Annotated in this window: 20 protein-coding genes; 7 read left to right on the forward strand and 13 right to left on the reverse strand. The window is 48.1% G+C overall.

Annotation, left to right across the window (positions count from 1 at the left end):
* Nucleotides 1-2 precede the first annotated feature (2 nt).
* Nucleotides 3-812 (reverse strand): chorismate-binding protein, encoded by an 810-nt coding sequence (locus tag BDT_RS17020; RefSeq protein WP_015092478.1) that lies wholly within the window; start codon nucleotides 810-812, stop codon nucleotides 3-5.
* A gap of 316 nt (nucleotides 813-1128) precedes the next feature.
* On the opposite strand from BDT_RS17020, the gene aroF reads away from it, so the two are divergent.
* The 3 genes from aroF to BDT_RS17035 are packed head-to-tail and all read left to right on the forward strand — an operon-like array spanning nucleotide 1129 to nucleotide 3763.
* Complete coding sequence (gene aroF / locus BDT_RS17025) at nucleotides 1129-2001, forward strand: 3-deoxy-7-phosphoheptulonate synthase (protein ID WP_419144697.1); 873 nt, start codon at nucleotides 1129-1131, stop codon at nucleotides 1999-2001.
* Nucleotides 1994-2704: a bifunctional demethylmenaquinone methyltransferase/2-methoxy-6-polyprenyl-1,4-benzoquinol methylase UbiE gene (gene ubiE, locus BDT_RS17030; protein ID WP_015092480.1), complete on the forward strand. Its 711-nt coding sequence runs from the start codon at nucleotides 1994-1996 to the stop codon at nucleotides 2702-2704. Before aroF ends, ubiE begins: the two co-directional genes overlap by 8 nt.
* Before the next feature lie 3 nt (nucleotides 2705-2707).
* A complete protein-coding gene (locus BDT_RS17035; RefSeq protein WP_015092481.1) occupies nucleotides 2708-3763 on the forward strand; it encodes a S1 family peptidase in 1056 nt (351 codons plus the stop codon).
* Here BDT_RS17035 and BDT_RS17040 read toward each other — a convergent pair.
* The 9 genes from BDT_RS17040 to ung form a co-directional block, all read right to left on the reverse strand.
* Entirely contained in the window at nucleotides 3760-3972 is a 213-nt protein-coding gene (locus BDT_RS17040; protein WP_041578014.1) for a hypothetical protein, read from the reverse strand. The two genes, BDT_RS17035 and BDT_RS17040, sit on opposite strands and share 4 nt — an antisense overlap.
* Nucleotides 3973-4126: 154 nt before the next feature.
* On the reverse strand, nucleotides 4127-5026 hold the full coding sequence (locus BDT_RS17045; RefSeq protein WP_015092483.1) for a 1,4-dihydroxy-2-naphthoyl-CoA synthase: 900 nt from the start codon (nucleotides 5024-5026) through the stop codon (nucleotides 4127-4129).
* A 117-nt stretch (nucleotides 5027-5143) separates the two neighbouring features.
* A complete protein-coding gene (gene aroC / locus BDT_RS17050; protein WP_015092484.1) occupies nucleotides 5144-6169 on the reverse strand; it encodes a chorismate synthase in 1026 nt (341 codons plus the stop codon).
* On the reverse strand, nucleotides 6166-7992 hold the full coding sequence (locus BDT_RS17055; protein WP_015092485.1) for a shikimate kinase: 1827 nt from the start codon (nucleotides 7990-7992) through the stop codon (nucleotides 6166-6168). Before BDT_RS17055 ends, aroC begins: the two co-directional genes overlap by 4 nt.
* Entirely contained in the window at nucleotides 7989-9164 is a 1176-nt protein-coding gene (locus tag BDT_RS17060; RefSeq protein ID WP_015092486.1) for a 3-phosphoshikimate 1-carboxyvinyltransferase, read from the reverse strand. The genes BDT_RS17055 and BDT_RS17060 overlap by 4 nt, the downstream gene beginning before the upstream one ends.
* Entirely contained in the window at nucleotides 9157-10209 is a 1053-nt protein-coding gene (locus BDT_RS17065; protein ID WP_015092487.1) for a 3-dehydroquinate synthase family protein, read from the reverse strand. Before BDT_RS17065 ends, BDT_RS17060 begins: the two co-directional genes overlap by 8 nt.
* A complete protein-coding gene (locus BDT_RS17070; protein ID WP_041578016.1) occupies nucleotides 10209-10625 on the reverse strand; it encodes a hypothetical protein in 417 nt (138 codons plus the stop codon). The genes BDT_RS17065 and BDT_RS17070 overlap by 1 nt, the downstream gene beginning before the upstream one ends.
* 41 nt (nucleotides 10626-10666) lie before the next feature.
* Nucleotides 10667-10978, reverse strand: a complete 312-nt coding sequence (locus tag BDT_RS17075) for a hypothetical protein (RefSeq protein ID WP_041578017.1) — start codon at nucleotides 10976-10978, stop codon at nucleotides 10667-10669.
* A 132-nt stretch (nucleotides 10979-11110) separates the two neighbouring features.
* The gene (gene ung / locus BDT_RS17080; protein WP_015092490.1) at nucleotides 11111-11800 is read right to left on the reverse strand and encodes a uracil-DNA glycosylase; all 690 of its coding nucleotides are present in this window, start codon (nucleotides 11798-11800) and stop codon (nucleotides 11111-11113) included.
* Between the two features lie 148 nt (nucleotides 11801-11948).
* Here ung and BDT_RS17085 point away from each other — a divergent pair, with 148 nt between their 5' ends.
* Nucleotides 11949-12350 (forward strand): hypothetical protein, encoded by a 402-nt coding sequence (locus BDT_RS17085; protein ID WP_011165831.1) that lies wholly within the window; start codon nucleotides 11949-11951, stop codon nucleotides 12348-12350.
* Between the two features lie 37 nt (nucleotides 12351-12387).
* Here the strand turns inward: BDT_RS17085 and BDT_RS17090 are convergent, their stop codons facing one another.
* Nucleotides 12388-13425, reverse strand: a complete 1038-nt coding sequence (locus tag BDT_RS17090) for a RelA/SpoT domain-containing protein (RefSeq protein ID WP_015092491.1) — start codon at nucleotides 13423-13425, stop codon at nucleotides 12388-12390.
* 255 nt (nucleotides 13426-13680) lie between these two features.
* Here BDT_RS17090 and BDT_RS17095 point away from each other — a divergent pair, with 255 nt between their 5' ends.
* Together BDT_RS17095 and BDT_RS17100 are read left to right on the forward strand one after the other, a co-directional pair.
* Nucleotides 13681-14637, forward strand: a complete 957-nt coding sequence (locus BDT_RS17095) for an aldo/keto reductase family protein (protein WP_015092492.1) — start codon at nucleotides 13681-13683, stop codon at nucleotides 14635-14637.
* Between the two features lie 125 nt (nucleotides 14638-14762).
* Entirely contained in the window at nucleotides 14763-15128 is a 366-nt protein-coding gene (locus BDT_RS17100) for an AgmX/PglI C-terminal domain-containing protein (RefSeq protein ID WP_041578020.1), read from the forward strand.
* 103 nt (nucleotides 15129-15231) lie between these two features.
* Here the strand turns inward: BDT_RS17100 and BDT_RS17105 are convergent, their stop codons facing one another.
* Together BDT_RS17105 and BDT_RS17110 are read right to left on the reverse strand one after the other, a co-directional pair.
* A complete protein-coding gene (locus BDT_RS17105; protein ID WP_015092494.1) occupies nucleotides 15232-16914 on the reverse strand; it encodes a hypothetical protein in 1683 nt (560 codons plus the stop codon).
* Nucleotides 16915-16925: 11 nt separating this feature from the next.
* Nucleotides 16926-19178, reverse strand: coding sequence for an IPT/TIG domain-containing protein (locus tag BDT_RS17110; RefSeq protein ID WP_041578022.1), 2253 nt, complete (start codon nucleotides 19176-19178; stop codon nucleotides 16926-16928).
* A 201-nt stretch (nucleotides 19179-19379) separates the two neighbouring features.
* Here BDT_RS17110 and BDT_RS17115 point away from each other — a divergent pair, with 201 nt between their 5' ends.
* Nucleotides 19380-23063 (forward strand): RHS repeat domain-containing protein, encoded by a 3684-nt coding sequence (locus BDT_RS17115; protein ID WP_015092496.1) that lies wholly within the window; start codon nucleotides 19380-19382, stop codon nucleotides 23061-23063.
* Nucleotides 23064-23317 lie beyond the last annotated feature (254 nt).

Below are 23317 nucleotides of genomic sequence, written 5' to 3' on the forward strand. Positions count from 1 at the left end.
TGTCATACTTCAAGCCCCAATATCTTTTTCACGGACAGACGCTTTTGGAAAAGCTCCCGCCATTCTCTTTCCAGTTCACTGGCTGCGACCACGCCGCAACCGGAACCAATCATCGCAGAGTCTTGACTCCACTGCAAATTGCGAATGCCGACAAGACACAGGGCCTCCTCAGGCCCCATAAAAGCCACCGGCCCGCCATACCAGCGACGCCCCTGCTGTCCTGGCAATGCCTGCATCCAAGTGTAGCCCGCGGACCGTGGCGCCACCCCCAAGGCCGGCGTCGGATGCAGGGCTTTCACCAGCTGCACAAAATCCGGCTGTTTCTGGCAAACCACGCTGATGTCGGTTTTCAGGTGATACAGGGTTGGCAGTTCCAGAATATACGGCGCTGAGGCCCGCACGGTGCCCCAAGCAGACAGACGCTCGGTGATGTCTTCCACCACCAGACGGTGTTCATACATTTCCTTTTCATCATTCAAAAGCGATTCACGCTCGGTGCTTTCACTTTTTGGGCAGGTGCCCGCCAAAGCCATGGTCTTTAAAACACCTTTGGAAAAATCAAAGAGTGTTTCCGGCGTCGCCCCCAGCACACCTTCGCCGTCTTTCCAGAATCCATAAACAAACAACGTCGCCGGAGCTTCAGACAATTTCAGCAACAAGCGCGCACGATCCCCCGCCGTCACCGTCTGCGCCGAACGCGCAAACACCACCGGCACGGCTTTCTGAATTTCGTTTTTTTCAATGCGGGACTGGATCACAGAAAGGGCTTCGGCGAAGTCCTCCAAGCGGGGTTCTTCCCATGGTGCGGTCATTAAGGGCTCCGCAGTACGAGGCCCTTGAGCCAAGTAGACCTCACAAATGCGACGCAAATCCTCTGTCGACAGCACGTGGCGGGCTTTCCCGAACCAGCGAGCCGGGGTCGTCAGATCATAGAAATCGGGGCAAAATACTGAAATTTCGACACTATTTGGGGTTGGTTCCGCAGCGAAAGGCCCCTCAATGAGAATCCATTGGTTTCCATGTCGCAAGAGGGCCCCTGCCTGCAAAAAGTTTGTAATGCCTTCGAGCGTTATGCTATTCTGCCGATCCACAAAAGGACCCTCTTTTTTCAACTTAGTAGTTGTGAAAATGTTAAAACAAGGGCGAGAAGAAGTTCGTATTATGGAAACGCAAACTATGCAAACAAGTCCCTCAACCCAAATTGTCAATGTCGGCGGTTTTGATATCGGGGGACCTAATTTCACCGTGATCGCCGGCCCTTGTTCTATCGAAAGCCAGGCACAGTTCATGGAAACCGCTTCCGGTGTAAAAGCCGCGGGCGCACACCTGCTTCGTGGTGGCATCTGGAAAATGCGCACCTCCCCAACGGCTTTCCAGGGCCTGGGCGCAAACTCTTTCGACATGGTTCGCACTGTTTGCAAAGAACTGAACATGAGCCTTGTGTCCGAAGTGACTGACATCCGTCAAATCGAAGAAGTCTACGATATCGTGGAATGCTTCCAGGTTGGTTCCCGCAGCATGCAAAACTATGAGCTGCTGAAAGAACTGGGCCGTCAGAAAAAACCTGTGTTGTTGAAACGCGGCCTGGCTGCCTACATCGACGAATGGATCAAAGCCTCTGAATACGTCACCAAAATGGGCAACCAGAATGTGATCCTGTGTGAACGTGGTATCCGCACTTTCGAAACTGCGACCCGCAACACTCTGGATCTGAATGCTGTGGCTTTTGCCAAAAAGAACACGCACCTTCCGGTGATCGTGGATCCTTCTCACGCAGTGGGCATCCGCGCTTTGGTTCCGGATCTGGCTTATGCAGCCGCCGCTGTGGGTGCCGATGGCATCATCGTCGAAGTTCACCCTCGTCCGGCAGAGGCTCTGTCTGATGGTATGCAGGCACTGACCCTGAATGACTTCTCGGTGATGATGAAGAAGCTTGATAGAATCCTGACGGCTATCGACCGTCCACTGCACAAAGCGCACAAGGCGGAAGTTTATGTCTAACGGTCACTCTCCAAATCCTGAAATCATCAGAAGCATGTTTTCCAAAGTGGCGGCGAACTATGACAAGGGCAACAACGTCCTTTCCATGGGCATCCACCATCTGTGGAGAAAAAAACTGGTGAAGTACAGCGGCGCCAAAGCCGGTGATCAGGTTTTGGATTGTGCCACTGGCACAGGCGACCTGGCGATTGAGTTCAAAAAAACTGTCGGCACTGGTGCTGTAACTGGAACTGACTTCTGCGCAGAAATGCTGATCCCGGCTCCGGGCAAAGCCAAAGAGCGCGGTCTGGACATCACTTTTGAACAAGCCGACGTGACCCAGCTTCAGTACGCTGACAACAGCTTCGATGTTTCCAGCATCTCTTTCGGTATCCGCAACGTCGGTGATCCGGTGAAAGCGCTGAAAGAAATGGCGCGCGTCACTCGTCCGGGCGGCAAAGTGATGGTTTTGGAATTCGGTCAGGTGAACATTCCGGTGTTCGGTGCGCTTTACAATTTCTATTCCCAGAACATCCTGCCTAAAATCGGCGGCATCGTAACGGGCCAGAAAGAAGCTTACGAGTACCTGCAAAAATCATCTGCGGCGTTCCCTTGCCGTGAAGGTTTCCTGGATCTGATGAAAGAAAGCGGCGCTTATTCCAAAATGGAATACATCACCCTGACCGGTGGTATCGCTTACATCTATAAAGGCACCGTAAAATAATTTATGAAATTCCTATTGGGCGTTCTTTTGATGGCAGTGGCTTTTCCCGCAACTGCCGCAGACACCGTATGGTCTGCGGTTTTTGAAAAAGCGCGTCCCGCCATCCCGGTGATCCGCTCTAAAGGCGGCGTTTGTTCCGGCGCCCTGATTTCCCCAACTGAAATTCTGACGGCCCGTCACTGTGTTTTTGATCTTCGTCCCATCACCGTTCAATGGCTTGAAAACGACAAAGTCGTGACCCAGCAAACGGCCACCATCAGCCGCTGGGATAAAGACAATGATATTGCGATTCTGACCTTGGATGCGCCGGCCAAAGCAACTCCGTTGACGTTTGCAAATCTTGCTTCGATCAAAGTCGGCCAGGAGTGCGCCACCATTGGCCACCCTTTCGGCACCCGACTTGATTTCGATACGAATCTGAACAACGACATGCTTTTTAACTTCACCAAAGGCATGGTCACGAAAATCAATTCTGACAAAAACTTCCTGACCGACATGTCGGTGTCCCCGGGAAATTCCGGCGGTGCGGTTTTGAATGATCAGGGCCAAATCATCGGTGTGGTTTCCGCCAAGTACGTGCGCAAAGCTGCTGGCAGCATCGGGCGCATGATTCACCCGGCGAAACTGGCGATGCTGAAAGACCAGCCGTCCCGCACGTTCACCTCCCAAGACGCCAAAGCCAGCTTTGATTTGAACGTAAAAGAAACCTTCGTCAGCCTTCACCACAACGGCAAAGAAATTAAGGACAATGCCCTGGCGTTGGACCTAAGCATCTGGTTGCGTGACCGCTTTCTGGTGGGTGTGGAACGTTCCGTATCTTCTTCCAAAGAAGACATCGAATACCGCGGTTTTGCTTTGGCTTATCGCTGGTACTTTGAAACCTCGAACTTCCTGCCGTTCTATGCCGGTGCTGGTTACAAGCGATTGACGTTTGAAGAATACAACGAACGCAACTATGCCATGATCTATCTGTCAGGCATGGGCTTTAACATTGAAGCCGGCATGAGCCCGCAGGATTCTTCCGAAACCTTCCTGTCTGTCGGAATCAGTATTTTCTAGTAATTCATGGCCAGCATTCGGCGATGGTCCTGGCGAGGTCCCACAGGTGGGGCCTGCCCATGCTGTCTTAAAACCTCATCATAACGCATGGTTTGGATCTGCACTTCAGGTTTTGGTGGTGTTGGATCAGGAATATACTTCTTCGTTGGGCATCCCCAGAATGCCAGTCCTACGAACACTAACAGTAGGAAGAAGATAGCTGGTTTCATGCCCCTATTGTCCTCCCAGGCATCAAACAAAGACAGCTGTATTCAAGCACTGGCACTTGATAGGGATTTTCAAATCGTTGGGCTGGTTTTAAATAAAAAAACACGGTCTTTCGGACCGTGTTTTTAAGAGTTTATTATTTTCTGTATCTGGAACCTAGTAATGCCAAGGGAATTTAGAGAAATCCTTCGGACGTTTTTCAACGAAGGAATTACGTCCTTCCACCGCTTCTTCAGTTCCGTAAGCCAAGCGAGTCGCCTCTCCGGCAAACAGTTGCTGACCCACAAGACCGTCATCGATCATGTTGAAACCATACTTCAGCATACGCATCGCTGTCGGGCTTTTTGAGTTCATTTCTTTTGCCCATTCCAACGCCACTTTTTCAAGATCCTTGTGCGGAACCACGGCGTTCACCATGCCCATATCGAAGGCCTCTTGAGCCGTGTAATTGCGCCCCAGGAAGAAAATTTCACGCGCGCGCTTCTGACCCACCATGCGAGCCAGGTACGCCGAACCGTAACCGGAATCGAAGCTTGCCACGTCCGGGTCCGTTTGTTTGAAGATCGCGTGCTCTTGGCTGGCGATCGTCATATCACACACCACGTGCAGGGAATGACCGCCGCCCACGGACCAGCCGGGAACAACCGCCACAACCACTTTCGGCATGAAACGAATCAGACGTTGAACTTCCAAAATGTGCAAACGACCCAAGCGCGCCAGATCCATTTTGCCTTGAGCTTCTTTTTCTTCGTACTTGTAGCCGTCTTTACCGCGAATGCGCTGGTCACCACCAGAACAGAACGCCCAGCCACCGTCTTTCGGGGACGGACCATTGCCTGTGATCAGAACCACACCAACATCCGCAGAGATACGAGCGTGCTCTAAAGCGGTGTAAAGCTCGTCCACCGTTTGCGGGCGGAAGGCATTGCGCACTTCAGGGCGATTGAAGGCAATACGAACAGTGCCCTGATCTTTAGCGCGATGATAAGTAATATCCTTGAAGTTAAAACCAGGAACTTCCGTCCACCACTCTGGATTGAAAATATCAGAAACCATTTTAGTACCTCTTGTTTGAATTTATTTAGAGGCATCAGATGCAAGGCGAGAGGAGGAAGCCGTACCAGAGGTACGTCGACGACAATCAACGCCGCAGCTGATGTCTATAAATAAATTCTAGATGCGATCAGTTTTAGACCACAAATAGTGGTCTGCCAACACCAGCCATGTCATGGCCTCTAACACCGGGATCGCGCGGGTCACGATGCACGGGTCATGGCGGCCTTTTTTAGCCACATCCAGAATCGAGCTTGTGGGTTTGAAAGAAACCCGCAGCAGAATGCTTTCCCCGGTGGAAATTCCACCACGGATACCACCATAGGCGTCCTGCGGCCCCTGATGGAACTCGGTGCCTTTAACTTCGGCGGACTCAAAGCCCAACCCCAATTCAAAGCCGTTGGTGGCGCCCACACTTAAGAAAGCCATCGCCAGATCGGATTTCAGTTTATGAAACACCGGCTGACCCAAATGCGCCGGAGGATTCTGAATCAGAATCTCAGCCACGCCCCCGTGGCTTTCCCCGTTGTCCTGGGCTTCCTTTAAAAGGTCCGCCACTTCCTGGTCACGGCTGGACGGGAATCTTGCCTGGAATGAATCGATGTCTTTCTTACTGACTTCTTTACGTTCAGCATCGGTCAAAGTCATCGGGCCGATTTGCGAGGCATAGCCAATCACCTTGGTCGGCGCACTGACGTGTTTCATCATCATCTGCGCCACCGAACCCGCCATCACACGGGACACGGTTTCACGCCCGGAAGATCTACCACCGCCACGATGATCGCTGTGACCGAATTTATTCTTCCACATGTCGTCGGCATGACCTGCGCGCGGGGAATTTTTGATCGCAGAATAGTCCTGAGATCTTGCATCCTGATTGCGCACGATGATCGCCATTGGCGTACCCAGGGTTTTGCCGTCGAAAACGCCGCTAAGGACTTCCGGGGCATCTGTTTCCTGGCGGCCGGATACAACCTGACCTGAACCATGATGACCGGGACGACGACGTTCCAGTTCTTTTCTTAAAAGACCTTCGTCAAAGTTCACACCGGCTGGACAGCCGTCAATCACCACGCCCAAAGCGGTCCCATGACTTTCACCGAAAGTCGTGATCACAAAACGGGAACCGAACTGACTTGCACTCATGCGTTCTCCTCGGACTTACGCCAGAACATTCTTTGTCCTTGCGCCTGGGCTGTGAACATCACAAGCCCGGACTGATAGTTGGCGCCACAGCGCTGGGCATATTCACGGCCCATGGAATCTTCTTTGTAATTTAAATCAAACACCATCGCCGGGCTCCAGTGCGCTGGTGGCATCTGGGTTTCAGGTCCGCGCGGGGCCGCCCAGATCACAATCTTGGGCGAAAGGGTTTCGGCGTCTTCAGATCCCGTGCGGGGCTTTCCCGTGCGTGAAGAAACGAAGCTTGCATGCGGCACCGCTTTTTCAATCATTTCCAGCACGCCACCGCCGCCCCAAACGAAAATTTCTTTTTGCAAAGGTGCGATCATGCCGACCCCTTCGATCAGTTCCATAAAGCCCTGATCATCAGTGGACGTCCCCTGCCATGATTTGATCTTTTCATTCCAGAAAAGAGTGTTCACGGCTTTCAGGGATTCATGCTTGCAAACTTTGGCGGCATTTTCTTTGTGAGGTGACGTGACCGCCGCATAACGAAGACCCATGCCTTGCACCACCAGGAAGGCTTGATCCCATTCTTCACGGGAAATCGCCACGGCAAAAACCGGCAGGTTCATTTTGTGGAAGAAGTCAGAATGCTCTAGCGGAGTAAAACTGTGACGAACAGGATCGCCCAGAACCGCCGCAAAACCATTCACCACCGTCGGAGTCATCATCCACGCCCACAGCGACGGCTGATCACCCGCGGTGCCGTCCCCTTCGCGCCAGAAATTAATCAGCTGATGGCCTTTTTGCAAACGTCGGTACCATTCCCAGCGCCCGTCCGGGGATCTGGGAAGGAAGCTTCGTTTGGACGCTTCGGCTTTTTGCCATTCGTGGCCTTTCTTCAGATCACTGAAGGTGTCAACCATCGGGGCATACTTTAAATGCGCGGCCTTCTTTTCAAACTGCTGCCACAGTTCTTTGAGGGATTCATCGTGCAAAGACAGAACCAATTTATCAGATGAAATCACACGCAGCAGATCTTCCGGCGATCCCAGTTCGACCGCCCAGTCGATCCAGGCCACGCGGTTTAAAACGGCGATCAAAGGTTCCTGCATCAGGGCTTCAGCATTTTCAGGGGCTTTGCGGAAAGAATAAAGCAGGCGCTCGCTGGCCATTTCCTGCACCACACGCTGAATCTGATCAAAAGTCAGCAAGTCATCGCGCAATTCAAATAAGCCCACACCACGGTTCAGGAAGCGGGCTTTAAAAAGTTCCCAGCGTTTTTCGGTGACAAACACCTCCGCCGGAATCGTCACTGCACCGCCGATGTCATGCAGATTGTGAGTCAGAAGAGCTTTTTCAACGGCCATGGCGTGATGGCGATTTTCAAAAAGACCTTCCGGCATCAGATAGACTTCATCGGCTCGTTCACGATAACGGGCTTCGCGCACAACGGCGCGCTTGTGGAATTCTTCAAGCGGAGACAATTCCGGGTTCAGGCGTGGGCGGTTCAAGAAGATTCTACCATCAAGATCGGTGTTACGACGAACCCACAGCACGCGCACGTTTTCTGGGATCACAGACAGATCAAAGCCCGCCCCCAGCACCAGGAACATCTGCGTGTGGGGCTTTTGCAAAGTCTCAAGGAAAAGCTGGCGCTCCAACTCGCGGAAATAGGCCTCGCCGTGCTCTAAGAAAAGTTCGGGGATGGTTTTTCCGATTTTTTCTTCGATGGATTCATCCAGGTCGATGATTTCCGCGGATTCGTCTCGCAGGTATATCTGCAGACGCTTCATCATTTCAGTTTTTCCGGTTCCGCGGTGGCCAACGACGACTGTAATCATGCCTTGATACCTATCATGTCCCAGAACTCTGGAAAACTCTTATTGATGGCCTCGGGGTTTTCAATGGTGATGTCATGGCCTTTTAGCTTCATCAAAGTGGCCGCCATCACCATGCGGTGATCCTGATCGGAATCAAAAGTGATGCCTTTTTTAAGGCTTTGCTGGGGGTTGCCGTGAATGATCATGCCATCCGGCAAGACTTCATGGGAAATGCCCAGGCGTTCAAACAAATCAGCAATCTTGGCAATACGATTGCTTTCTTTCGCCGCCAAGTGAGGCGCATTGTAAAGCTTGGAGCTGCCGTTGGCCCAACTGCAAAGCACCGCCAGCACCGGGAACAGATCCGGGGACTGATAAAGATCCCAATTCACCGCACGCAAGCCTGTGGAAGGCTTTACACACAAAGCACCTTCGAACATTTCTGTTTCGATGTTCATTTGTTTGAAGATCTCGACAAAGACTCCGTCAGGCTGGGAACTTTTCACCGGATAGTTCAAAAGTTTGGATCCGCCCACCAGGGCGCCAGCAGACGCCATGGTGAAGGCCGAACTTAGATCAGACTCGACACGGTATTCAAGCTTGCTGATGCGCTGGCCGGCAGGGATCAGGTACTTGTTACTCTGAACCTGCATGCGCATGCCCAATTCTTTCAGCATTTGCACGGTCAACTGGAAGTAAGATTCAGAAACCTTGTCGCCGACCAGTTCAAATTCCATATCAAAATCCAAAAGCCAGCAGTTCAGAATCAAGGCTGAAGCATACTGACTGGATTCAGAAGTGTTTACTTTCAAAGGAGTGCGCGAACGCTTCCAGCCTTCAGACACCACGAACATCTCGCGATTCTTGATTTGGGTTTGCACCCCCAACTGGGACAAAAGATCCAACAGTCCTTTTTGCGGTCTTTGCAACAGGCGAGGAGTGGCCTGCAACGTATGAACCCCGCGCATGCGGGACGCCCGAAGCGCCATAAAGCGGAACGTGGTGCCGCCTTCGCCGCAATCAATACGACTGCGTTCGCGGATTTCTTTAAGACCCTCGCGCATGTGAACGACGTCGTCACATTCTGAATGCCCCTGCAGATCCAGCACCGGGAAATAGCTTTTTACGATCAAAGCGCGATTGAAAATGGATTTGGAACCAGGAATCTCGCCCTGAAAACGGAAATCAGCCATTGAGTTCATCTTCCTTCTGGCGGCAGACTTCCACCAGGATGTCATCCACGCTGACTTCACGCACGACACAGTGGCCGGGTTTTTTTAAGAAAACGAAACGCAGAACTTCGGACGAAGTCTTTTTCTTGTCACTTAAAAGCTGCTTTCTGAATTCACGCAAAACCGATTCTTTGGTTTGCAGCAATTCATCACGCACTGGCGACAGCAGATAACCCATCACCGGGGACAGCATCAGTTTTTCGTATTCAGCCGGTGTGATGATTTTTTTATGCAGGCTGAAACGCAAAGCAAACTCCAGCCCGTAATTGATCGCCACTCCGTGCGGCAGTTCGTACTGGGTTTCCAGCACGTGACCCAAAGTGTGCCCCAGATTCAGGATATGGCGATGACCGGATTTTTCCTCCGGGTCTTTGGCGACAACCTTGTATTTGGCATCAATGGAACTGGAAAGATATTTCCACAGTATCGCCGCGTTGACTTCATATTCTTTGGACAAATCCCGCCACAGCGGTCCCCCGGCAATCAAAGCGATCTTTAACAGTTCGCCAAAGCCTTCAAAGGCCCGGACATCCGGCTGAGCCATCAACAGCGAACGGGATAGGACAATTTTGTCGGCAGGATAAAATGTACCGATCTGGTTTTTGGCAGAGCCCACATTCAAAGCCGTCTTTCCACCGTGAGCAGAATCAATCGCGGAAAGCCAGGTGCTAGGCATGTGCACCAAACGCACGCCACGCTTCAGGATGCTGGCAACAAAGCCACCAAAATCCCCGACGCTGCCGCCACCGGCCACCACCACCGTCAAACGACGGCTGGAAGCGCCTTCACACAGCTTCACAATCTTGGTGATATGTTCTGGAAAGTTTTGAACGGATTTAAGGGCTTCCCCGGCCTTCACCGAATAACGCAGCGGAAACTGCGCCATCCATTTTTTGAAGGCTTTGGATTTACGAGGCAGGATCTCGTCGTAGATCAACAACAGCTCTTCCCCCAGGTCAGCGGGACGAGGCAGTTCCGTAGTGAAGAGCAGTGCGCTTTTTTTCATTATTTTTCTTCTGACAGGTGGGCTTTGGCTTTGCCGTAGGAATCAGAGATTGCATCCCACGCTTTGCTCATGCCGTTTTTCATTTCGCCCCAGGCTTTGCCTGAGCTTTTTTTCATCTTCGCCAGATCTTTCTTCATTTCTTCCTGCTTTTTTTCCAAAGCTTTGATCTGGTCGTTGTACTCGGCTTTTGCTTCGCCGGATTTCTTGGAGGCAGCTTCTTTCATCTCGGCGATCTCTTTTTTCATTTTCGCCAGATTTTCTTCCATGTCTTTTTGGAACTGCTCTTTTTGTTCTTTGGTGTAATCAGCCGCAGCGGTCGCTGCTTCAGCGGTTTTGGTTTTCACTTCGTCAGCGGAAGTGGCAAAGGACTGGGATACCAGGGACAACACTACAAAAGCAGCAGCAATAGGACGCATAAAAGGTCTCCTTACGACGGAGACCAGTTTACAACGGGGCCTTATTTTACTTCAACAATATTGAGCTGATGCTGCTCGGCCTTGACGCTGACAGGCTTCTGATGTTTCAGACTTTCTTCCAGCTTTTTGCGGTAGGTCTCAAAGTTGATGACATCACGATCCAGATAATAGGTTCCGGCAGTTTTCACAAAGACCACCAGCAGCCCGTTGCCATCGGCACGGATGCTTTTTACGGTGTCTGCGGTGATGGTGGAGTGTTCACTTGCGACCAGACGGATCGACGGACCTGCCTGCGCAAGATTCAAGCCTGTAAAAACGGGTGCCACGAAAGCCACCACAACAAGCCATCTCATAAATCCTCCCTGTGAATAATTGAGACCTTCTTATATCTTAGCCAAGGTCCCCAGCGAAGACTAGAGCTTTTACCCTTGCAGGCTTGATATAAAACACCGGGATGGATCTATTTTGGACGCCTCCCGAAGGAGTTAAACCAGGTTCCAGTTGATTTCGCCAATACCCTTGGATTTCAGATAGGCATTGGTTTTGGAGAAAGGCTTGGTCCCAAAGAACCCGCGGTGAGCGGACAACGGCGACGGATGCACGGCCTCAAGCACCAGATGTTTTTTGCGATCCACGAAGGACGCTTTTTTCTGCGCGTAAGAACCCCACAGGATGAACACCAGATTTTCTTTTTCCTCGTTCAGCACGTGGATGATCTTGTCGGTGAACTCTTCCCAGCCTTTACCCTGATGGGCAGCAGCTTTGCCGTCCTCGACTGTCAGCACAGCATTCAGCAACAGAACACCTTCCTGGGCCCACTTAGTCAGTGAACCGCTTTGCGGAATGGTCGCACCCACGTCGTCGTGAAGCTCTTTAAAGATGTTTCTAAGCGACGGCGGAAAACGAACGCCGTCTTGTACAGAAAAACAAAGTCCATGCGCCTGGCCGGGGCCGTGATAAGGATCCTGCCCGACGATCACCACTTTCACTTTGTCAAAAGGAGTCAGATTCATCGCAGCGAAATAGTCATCACCACACGGATAAATTGTCTTACCCGCTTTGTATTCAGCAGATAAAAATTTATTCAGCTTCTGCATGCGCTCGGTTTCAAATTCGAGGTGAAGATGCTGCTTCCAAGATGAGTTTAGTTTGATTTCTGAGTTAATATTTTCCATCTCAATCTGACACAAGTCCTTGGTCCAGCTTCGGGATTCTAATGCAAACCTATTCGATTTCAAATTATTTTTTCGGTGCCAGTTTTCTTGACCAGACAAAATTCGACCCCATTGTTACACTATAACTACGAGGAAAAGGAGGCCGCCTATGACGACCCTTCTCAACCCCACCATTGAGCTTATTGAGCAAAATCCTGAGGTTAAGTCCTTTATCTACCAGCAGATCGCAGAGTTTGAACACTTTGTGACTCCACAGACTGTGGTTGCGGTAGTCGCCCGGGATCCCCGAAAACTTGCGCTCCAGTATGAAACAGACGGGCGCGAATTCACCCGCGAGGGCCTGAAGAAACTGTATCGTATTGCCATCGTCTTAAACGAGGGCGGCGCGAAGGCAGAGGCCGAAGGCGTCCACGAGGACATCTTTGAAGCCATTAGGCTTGCCAAAGACAACCTTATGCAAAAGTTAGTTGCGATTCAGGATTCTGTCGTCAGTCAGCAGGACCGAATCATCGAAATCAATCATTACTTGCAACATCCGGTTCTTCATTAAGATAATGGGGCTTCAGCAAGGAGGCCCCACAAACACATCAGAAAAATTTTCCCATCATAATCAGGGAAAGATTCTGTACCAGTGTTTTTGTATCCATGAAATAGTTCGGATAACTCATTTCTAGTTTTTTCAAATCTCCCGTATTTACCAAAACCACATTGATCAATGTGTCTTCAAAGTATTTTCTTTCAAGATCCAAATACGCCTGGACGGCGGCATCAAACTGACTCGCGCCATAAGTTTCGAGCGAGATTGTGTTCTCCCGCGAATTAAGCAGAATTAAACTATAGTGACCTTTTCTACCCTTCGAAGAACTCTTTGAAATCGTTTTATAAGCAGCAGTGTATACGCTGAGGTTTTCGATCACGTGCAGCTCACGGATTTCCTTTTGAACTTTCTCTATCAGTTCAAGCTTTGACATTTCCTTATGAGCTTTTAGAATCGGCTTACTTTCCTTGATCGCAAACACTGAACTCAGTAAAGCGAAAAACTCCAACCACCTGCGATTGCCTTGTCCCGACTTGAACGAACTGTTCTGAAGAGTTCCAAACACCTCGACACCCGTCGCCCAGATATGCTGCAACTGGGATCTGAATTGCAATTCCAAAAAAAGACTCGGGGTCTTAGACAATTTGTAAACCAAGTGAATGCTTCGGTAACCATCCGGCTTTGGGTTTTCAATATAGTCATCAAGAGAAAACAGCGCATGCTTAGACTTGGATCTCTTGTACAAACCGAGCAACTCATACACTTCTTCGGTAGATTCCAAAATCGCTCTTAAGCCGCCAATATCCTGCATGGCGGATAATCTCATTGTTTTGTGATTGGAAAGCTTAAGCAGGATGGAAGGCGTTCTTTTCAACCGTTGTGCAGCAATCGCTCGATCGCTGATTTTCTGAATTCGCTGTCGCAGTACCGCCGCAAAAGAATCCAAGGGAATCGCATGATAGGCGCGCCAACTTGATAGCACTTCCAAAGCACTTGCAATTTCCTCATCCGAGCCGGATTTGCTCTTTAGTAGTTCGCCCGCTCGATCAATTTTTGCTTTGCTATACTCGAGTTCAACAGATCCCACAAAATTCCATTTTTTAAGAGTTTAAATCTGTAAGTTGTTGATTTTACTATAACTCGACTTTAGCTCAAACTCTAGAGCAATCTCTATAAATTAGCTATTTTTAAGAATTTAAACGTGTAAGTTGTTGATTTTGCTTATCTTTGAATTTTCATCTCTACTCCTCGTCAACCAGCACTGCCCTGCCCGCAAAATCAATCAATCCTTGCAACATGCAATTCCCAATTAAGATAATGGGGCTTCTGCAAGGAGGCCCTGATGTTCAATCCCAATATGCCTTACCGCAGCGTTGGCCGTTGCGGTCTTAAAATCGGCACCTATTCTCTGGGTGGATGGACCACCTTTGGTGGCACCATCAAAGACTTCACTTCCGTTCGCAGCATTCTGCGCCTGGCTTACGAAGCCGGAATCAATTTCTTCGACATCGCCGACATTTATGCCAAAGGCGAATCCGAACGCATCATGGGCGGAGCTTTAAAAGATTTCCCGCGCCACGAGCTGGTGATTTCCTCGAAAGTCTTCTGGCCGATGAGTGAAGACATCAACGACAAGGGACTTTCCCGCAAACACATTCTGGAATCCGTGAACAAGTCATTGCAACGAATCGGCACGGACTATCTGGATATTTATTTCTGCCACCGCTATGACCCGGAAACCCCGGTGGAAGAAACCGTGCGCATCATGGATGACCTCATTCATCACGGAAAGATTCTGTACTGGGGGACCAGCGAATGGACCGCCGAGCAAATTCAGGAAGCCATGGATGTCTGCGACAAGGGCGGATACTACAAACCGCAAGTCGAACAACCCCAGTACAATCTGTTAGTGCGCGACAAGTTTGAAACCAACGTGCAACCCAAAGCCCAACAACACGGCATGGGCCTGGTCACCTGGTCTCCGTTAGCATCTGGCATGCTGACCGGAAAATACGACAAAGGCGTCAGCGAAGGCCGCCTGTCGCGTATCGACTGGCTGAAGGACACCTTCTATACCGAAAAGAACAGTCAGCGCGTGTGGGAACTTAAAGGCATCGCCGACAAACTGGAATGCAGCCGCACGCAGTTGGCACTGGCTTGGACCGCCGCCCAACCGGGCGTCAGCAGCGTGATCTTAGGTGCGACCAGCATCGAACAGTTGCAGGAAAACCTTGGGGCCTTAAAAGTCGAAATCACACCCGAGATCGACAAAGACATTAAAAAGATTTTCGCTTACTAATGAGACACACCCAAAGGCTGCCGGAAATATTCCCGCAGCCTTTTTCCTTCACTGCTATTTGACTGTACCCGCCCTGATAGATCATCGAAAATGAAAAATCTAAATGCCCCCTCGAGGAGTCTTGATTGAAAGAAACAGTTCTCATCGCCCTGCTGACGTTAGCTCTAACCTCTTGTTCAAATGTACCAACACGCGAAGAGCGCTTAGAGGCTACGGAAAAAGCAACAAATCGCACTCTTGATCGAAATCAGGCCCTTTTCCAAGAATGCATTCAAGATGCAGTAAAGAGATCGCCGGGCCTGGATGGAGGGGCAACGCTTGTTTGGATTCAAAATGAAGATGGTTTTGTTAAAAATCCGCGTGTTCGCGATATGAACTTCAAGGACCCTGCATTTGAGGACTGCATTATCTCCAAAATCAAGGCGATGAAGTTCCCGCCCTCCGCGGAAGACTCCCGAACCAAGGTCAGCCTAGAACTAATCGTTAAATAAGCATGGAAAGACTTTAGACATAGTGGGAACCACGGCATCTTGCAACAGCAAAAAATGGGGCCAATGGCCCCATTCTAAAGCTATCTTTAGCCGTTACTAAGCATTACGGTACAATTAAAAAGACCATACTTCCTTGGACGCCATCATAGCCATCCGCACTGGATGCGAGATGATCCAGATAATGGTATGTGTACGGATACAGGTCTGTGCCCGGTGGGATTTCAACAGATACATACTGTACTTGATTCCAATCAGAGGGACTAAATGTTAGTACAACCGGCAACCCGTTCTGTCCGTTGACTCGCAAAATCGTCGTGTCGATTGTGACTTGGACAACACCGATAGGCTCGGCACTCAAAGAAACACCATACTGAGTTGGTGTTCCATCCAATGACAAATCCGCCTGTGAGGTATCGAAAAGAATGCTACCATAATCATCATTCATGACGTGAACATACACATCAGGAACACGTACGCCTTCATAGTCTCCACCAGATGCTGTATGAGTAATCTTAATAGCCTCAGTTCCGTCTACTATCGAATTATCAGCGGTAGTAAATAAAATTTGCTGAGGTGTGCTCCAATTACTAGGAGTAAATGTCAGAGACATCTGCGCGGATCGTCCATTTTTCGTCGAGAAGGTCACACGCGAACTTGGTGAGCTCGCAACAATTGTTACGTTCGCAGTCGGCTCTGTCGTAAGGGCTACAGAGTAAGATCCACTTGAATTTTCATAGGCGTAAATATTGGATTGATCAATATAAACCGGCGAAATTTCAACGACTTCAATAGTCAAATTCGCGGTTGCAACAAAAATTTTCATATCAGCATAAACGGCATAGAAGGCCGAGATAATAGCCGTTAGATCATCAACCTCCCGTTGGTAATATGCAATCAGTGCTGTGTTTGTTTCTGCATCACGTAGCTGTTCGTTCTTTGCTTTCATTAATGCGGCTTTATCAATTGCATCCAGGAGCGAATTAGCGTCTCGCTTATTTCGGATAAATAAGGACGCTGAAATCGCGTGGGAGCCAACTGTTAGCATTGAACCATCAATACTTGATTGATAATTAAGATCAGAATTCTTAACAAGGACCATAGGACTAGCCCCCAGTGTTGCCTCTACTTCTGATACAAATTCATAGGTCTCCGTCATTTCAGACGGATTAACTTGAAATGTTACAGTTCCACTTTCCCCGACAACAAATACATCATCAACTTTATCCGTTGAAATCTGCAACGGCGAAGACAGTCTATGCCCTTTCTTTACTTGGGTCGGGTAAACATAGAGCTCCTTCGTCTCCAACAAAGTTCGCCCCTGCTGCAGTTGAGTCTGCAAGCCCAATATTAATGCTTCGTTTTCGGAAATTGCCTGAAGCAACAGTGCTTTCTTCTCGGGATCAGTCTCCAAGCTATGCTTTTGACTTAAAAGGATATTTTCCTTTTGAAGAAGAGCAATACTGGAGTTTAAATTTAAAGCCGATGCACGATTCTGAAGGTAGGCCTTTACTTCCCAGTGATATGGGCTTGTATCGGGCAGAACTGGCGTAACCACAGCAAATTCAGTGTCAGAAAATTTTGTTAACTTAATGGCATCCGTATTCCAAGTCGCCTCCAAGTGAACTTCAGTCGCTGGATCGCTTGGGCTTGTTCTTACCGAGGCAAGAAGAACCGCTCTCTCCCCGACCACGTATTGTGTTTTGCCACTTTTAAGTTCAATAAACTGCGGATCTGCGAATGCCGCGGTTGCAAGGAATGTCATGATCGCAAAAATTGTTTTTTTCATCTTCAACTCTCCTAAGGGATAATCCCGTTCCCTTTCAGCGGATATAGAATTGGTGTTTGATATCCTCTTAATTTAAATGCAAGCGACCCTTCACAAAGCCCGTCAATATATGGCTTAAAATATGTCCGTATATCTATGGAACTGGAGCTAATCTTGTCATTATTGCCGACAGAGAATGGGAAGCCTGGCCAGAATTCTCCGTCTGCCTCAAAGCATCCCTGCAAATCTGCGTCGACATCTTCGACTTCAGTCAGCCACTGCCCGGTAGATAGAGAGTAGAAGTCCTGCATAATGTTGATAACAAGGGGCGCAGAGGTTGCTCCTTCCTCAACGTCACCAAAATCCAATAACTTTGAAGGATTGTATAGGCTTGGCAGTTTCTGAGTTTCAACCACTGTAGAAACAGAATTATTCGCCAGAGAACTGAAATTCCACGTCAACATAGCTGAGGATGAATTTCGTACCCCAAAATTCCCATTCTGCTTCACTTTAAGATAAACATCTGCACTGCCCTCAGCCGGCACAACCACGCCGCTACCCATGTCCATCTCGAAGACACCACTAGTACCATCGATATACGTAAAGTCTGGTGGCGTAGATACATAGATTTCAAGCGATGATCTATTTCTAAGTTCAAATTTTGTAAGGCTATCCTCGTCATAGACCCCATTTACGGGAACCACTCCAGAGTTTGCGATCATCTCCACGTTAGTTTCACCCATCCATTGATGTTCGTTGTAAACGGTATGCATAGTGAGCGTGGGCTCTGAACCGGAATATAAGCTGAGGTCAATTTTTGTAGCAAAGGCCTGCGGAGTCTTCATAACGACGGGAATACTTGAGTAAAGTCCGTCTTGCTTCCAATAACTAATAAACTGAAAGCTTAAACAACTGTTCCTAAGAATAGTCCCACGATTGGAACCGATTAAAAGGACAATGTCTTTTAGGTAAACCTGATAGTCGCCATCTTGCTCAAGGTTATTACATATTTTGAACATCCCGACATACGGCTTGTCCTTAGTAAAAGTACCAACGATTGAACTAGGAACAACGCTGATTCCTGCTTTTGGACCGATGGTAACTGTAGTCCAAGATGGTTTACTTTGCGTAGTACCACTGTAGACAACCAGAGATACTACGTATGTTCCCTCAGTTATTGCCATGAAGGTAGGAGTAGCTGTTCCGTAGCCATTCGTAATTTGCCCCTCGGCAGGGTCTGCATTAACGGGACGAGATTGTACACTCCAATCGTAGAACAAGGTCTCTCCGGGGGCCCCGTAAGACATGGAGCCATCCAACATCACCCCAACCTCAGAGGTGGTTGTCTTGGGATACCCGGCAAATGCGACGGGCCCAGAGCTACCAACAGAAGAAATGTCCCCTGCGTAATAAGCATTGTGCAATATCGTATTCACTGATTGACCGGCAACTTGCTTATTTAGAATAATGTCATAGATACCTTTGGACAGACCCGGCATAGTGAATGTGATCTCTCCATCCCCCACAACCATTTGGGACTCTTCGATGACAGTCTCCCCAATCTGCAAAGATGTCGTACCTAGCAGATTTGCACCACTCAGCACTACCTCAGTTCCGCCAGAAACAGAACCCGCATCAGGCACACACCCCGTCAGATTCGGATATGTCGTATTAGGCGCATCTTGCTTCAATACAAGAAGCGTATCTGTTTTCTGGGTGATTGGACGTTTGGAGGCTTCGATCATATTTTCTAAATCAACTTTTTGCGCCAATTTAGATTCCAATACGGCTTGCAACTGACCTTTTTTTACTGGATCGGTCTCTCTTTGATGCTCGGCAGTCAACTTAGCAATTTCCGCCTGAAGCGCCAAAAGAGACTCTTGGAGCGTCTTATTGGCTTCGATGTCTTCGAGATAGCCGCTAACCTCGACAGCCAACTTACCTTCTTGATGAACAGTAATTGGAAGTGAAGTCCACAATGTCCCGGCTCGGCGAGAAAGCTTCAGTTTCTGACCGCCAACTACTGCAGTCACACCCGATTTGATTCTTTTATTAGACTCAAAATCTGTTGATAGCTCGATGAGAACTGTGACCTTGTCTCCTTGCTTCGGCTGCGCGGGAGAATATCGAATCTTCGCAATGGTAAAATTGTCTTGAGTATTGAACTTTGAGATCGCATAAGACACTTTTTCAGTCGACTGCGAATAAATTCTTTTTGTTGGCGCCTTTGCATAGCTCGAACCACTATAAAGTAGCAAAGACGTCGCAATGAGTCCCTTCAGCATCACTTCCTCCATAAAACAATTACTGATTGCCTACGATTCGTCATGAAACAGAATTGCGTCAAATGATTTTATGTTTATCAAGAAAACTTGTTTACATGACGCAGGACCATCTACTAGTTCCATTAAAGAGTCTTGAGCCAGCAAACAAAAGTAACTACTGTTTACCTTTGAAAAACAGATTCGTATTTATGAGGACGTCTTATGATGAAATGGATTTCAATTATTTTTGTGACTTCACTTCTTTACTGCAATCACGCTCTTGCAAAAGAACTATTCATCCGGGAAGTGGAAACGACCACTAGTAAAGGATTGGTTCTTTCCCCGAAAAGTAACATCTATTTTGGATCCATGTTTATCAATCAGGAAATTGAAGTAACAATGATCTGGGAAGTCATTGGGGTTGGAACGGCTCAATTTACAAACTTCCAGATTACGGGCTCTGATAGATTCACTATTAAAAGCAATTCCTGTGATGGGGATGTCCCAGGAGGCTCTACATGCGGATATGTTCTTCTATTCTCATCTTTATCCCCTCTCGATGATGGCCTTTTTAATGCGACCTTTTCATTCAAATTTCATGGGGTTGATAACAGCGGTCCAGTCACTAAGGACCATATATACCAACTAAGTGGAAAAATTAAGAACTACCAAGAACCACCCAACAACCCCAAATGCAACGAAGGCTCGATCATTAAAGTTTCCAGTCAGTCTGTGAGTGAGTTAGTCCCCGTCGTGGGCGCACCGTTTTCTATGTACTACTCCTCTGACCACGCCCCACAGTTCGTAGTCCCGTACACCAACGTCAATCACCTGTCTTCCTTTAATCCACACGGATGGACCGTCTCGCTAGTACATCACTACAGCGTATCACAGCAAAAACTCTTCACCGGAACCGGTCAAATAAAACACGTCACTGCATATACAGACTCAGCTGGAAACTACAACGTTGTTGAGGGAGATGAAGTCTATGTTTTCAATACATCGGGACGACATATTCGCACACGCAGCTCATTAACCGGATACACCAAGTACACGTTCAACTATAGCTCGGGTTATCTTTCAGAAATCGTAGATTCATTTGGCAACACCAGCACCTTCACACGATCCAATGGAGTATTAAGCGAAATTCAGGCACCCTACGGTCAAGTAACCAACATAACGGTGAATCTTGACAATCTTATTTCTTCAATTACCAATCCGAACAACGAGACGTATTCCATAACTTACCATAGCAATACGGACCTCATTTCTACCTTTACAACACCAAGCGGCAGACGAACAGAATTCACATTCAATGCATCTGGAAAGTTAACCTTAGACAAAGGCGCTGCAGGAAACTCACAATCCTTTTCCGCGGTCCCAAGTGATTATGTGGAGTACATTGTAAAGAAAAGTGCATTGAACCGAGCTACAGAGTTCAGCTCTGAGAGACTAGCAGCCGGTAAGCACAAACAAACAGAATTAACACCTTACGGCTACCACACGACGACAGTCGAAAATACCGACAACTCTACAGATACAATCACGCCCCATTATCGAGAACACACAAAAACAAAGTACGATGAGCGATTTGGAGCCGCGCAAAAACGAACATATCTGCAGATATTCACCACAAATGAAAAGGAGAATCGCACAGAAATCAATCGTACGATTTCCCCATGGCCTCTTACAGAGCCGTTCGGTTACAATACTATTACGACCTCTACCAATAAAGATGGCGCGATTTACACTGAAGTCTTCAACAAGCAGAACCTGGAGTACACCACCACATCACCAAATGGAGCAACCTATAAAACCAAAATAAATCAATATGAGTTACCTATTCAGACTCAACTAGGAAGCGACACCCCAGTTACCATGGTATATGACAACCAAGGAAGACTTACTAACACGTATCAAGGTAGCGCGAACTCAACCAGCTATACTTACAGTTTAAGCGGATACCTCGAGTCGATCACTAATGCACGCAACGAAACTACTACATTTTCTTACGACAGTACAGGCCGTATTACATCAGAAACCACTCCGGACAACAGAACCACTTTGTATTCATACGATGCTGACGGAAACCAAACTGGCATCACCCCCCCAGGCAGACCAATTCATCTTTTCAGCTTCAATGAATTTGGCCTAATGGAATCGTACGTTCCGCCCGCCCCCCTAGGTGGCGGCTACAAGAATACTCAATATCAATATAACCTAGACAAGCAGCTTACCGCGATCATTCGACCGGATGGCCAAAGGTTGGAATATATTTATGGGGATACGGACGGACTTCTAAAAGAGATAGTAACCCCGTCAGGCAAGCAGTCGTATACGTACGAACCAAACTCGGACAGAATCAAAAGCGCCTTGTCTATCTATGGAGTACAAACTTCATTTGCTTATGGCGGAGTCAATACTACTAGCGAGACCCAATTTAGTCCTTTCATCGGTACAACAAAAATCCTCTTTGACTACAACAAGAAGAACCAAAGAAACGCCCGAATAATTGAAGGAAATAAATTTAAAACTAATCGAATCAACACATCCTATCGTCTCGACGGTAAGATTGCACAGGTTGGAGATCTCACGATTACCTACGATCAATCATCTGGTCGCCCTATTGGGACTAGTCTGCACAATATTAAGGAAACACTTTCTTATGATACCTATGGAAATATTCACACGTACGAAGCAAGGCTAGAAATTCCAAACCTGCCAGTAAAAACTCTATATTCATACGCCCTAGAAAGGGACCTAGCATTCAGAATCGTCGGAAAAAGTGAAACTATACAAGGTGTAACAACCCAATACAGCTATACCTATGACAGTGCAGGCAGATTGATCGAAGTCAAAAAGAACGGCCGCGTCACCAGCACCTATATCTATGACAGCAATGGGAACCGTACATCAGGATCCCATAGTGGCACCCCCTTCACCGCGACATTTGACGATCAAGATCGAATGATCTCATACAATGGCCAGCTCTTTAAATACACAGCCAATGGAGAACTTTCTTCCGCCGAATCCGCCATTGGGAAAATTTCCCAATTCGTTCACGATTCCTTTGGGCAATTGAAGGCAGTGCACACATCTATTGGATCTAACCTTAAATATTCTCTTGATTTCTACGGAAGAAGAATTGCATCACATAAAGATGGTAAGCTAGTCTATGAACGTATATATGAAGGCCGACATAGAATTGCTGTCGACTATACTCACCACAGCCAAACAGCGAAAGAATTTGTCTACCTAAATTCCCCAAATTCTCCAGAATACTTAATCATAGATGGTAAAATATATAAGTTCCTCAAGGATCACCTTGGCTCACCTCGACTGATCGTGGAGGCAATTCTTGGAACAATTGCGCAACGCCTTGATTATACGGAGTTAGGAAAAATCACTTTCGACTCAAATCAAGACTTCCAACCTATTGGTTTTGCCGGGGGACTAGTCGATCACGACACTAAGCTTGTTAGGTTTGGCGCAAGAGATTATGATCCAGAGGTTGGTCGGTGGACGAGCAAGGACCCGATTCTATTTAAAGGCGGTGACACGAATTTGTTTGGGTATGTGGAAAACGATCCCGTGAACTTCGCTGATGCGAGCGGCACTGGGCCAATCTTATCGGGCTTATGTCATTTGGGGTTGCCTATTGTCGCGGACTCAATAGGCAAGCAGGTTGCGTTGAAAATCACTGAGGATATACAATCCTTAGAGAAAGAACTCAGCTCCATTGATCAGCTTTGCCCCAAAGACGGAGGCGCTAGGAAGCTTGATCTCGAATCCACCCTCTCAAAACTGCGTATGGCACAAGCGGCGCTTCCTGCAATTATGACAGGGGCGGTGAATTATGGCGGAAAAAGTATTTGTGACCTTTTGAAATTCGCACCAGGAATATAAGGATTTTTAGGATGAAAAATATTGTTCCATCAGGGCCAAAGAAGGATTTACCGCAAGGTCGCGCTGATATTATCGGAAGTATGTGTGGGGTCCTTGGTGGAGCATCACTTATTTACTTTTGCCTATTATCTTATTTCTTCGGTTCCCCTCAAGTAGAGCAACTTATTATTTGCCAATCTGAATCTGGCAACTGCCGAAAGATATCTATGATATGTTTAGCTCTAAGTTTTGTGATTGGGATTGTCTGTATAATT

The organism is Bdellovibrio bacteriovorus str. Tiberius (assembly GCF_000317895.1).
Taxonomy (GTDB): Bacteria; Bdellovibrionota; Bdellovibrionia; order Bdellovibrionales; family Bdellovibrionaceae; genus Bdellovibrio; species Bdellovibrio bacteriovorus_F.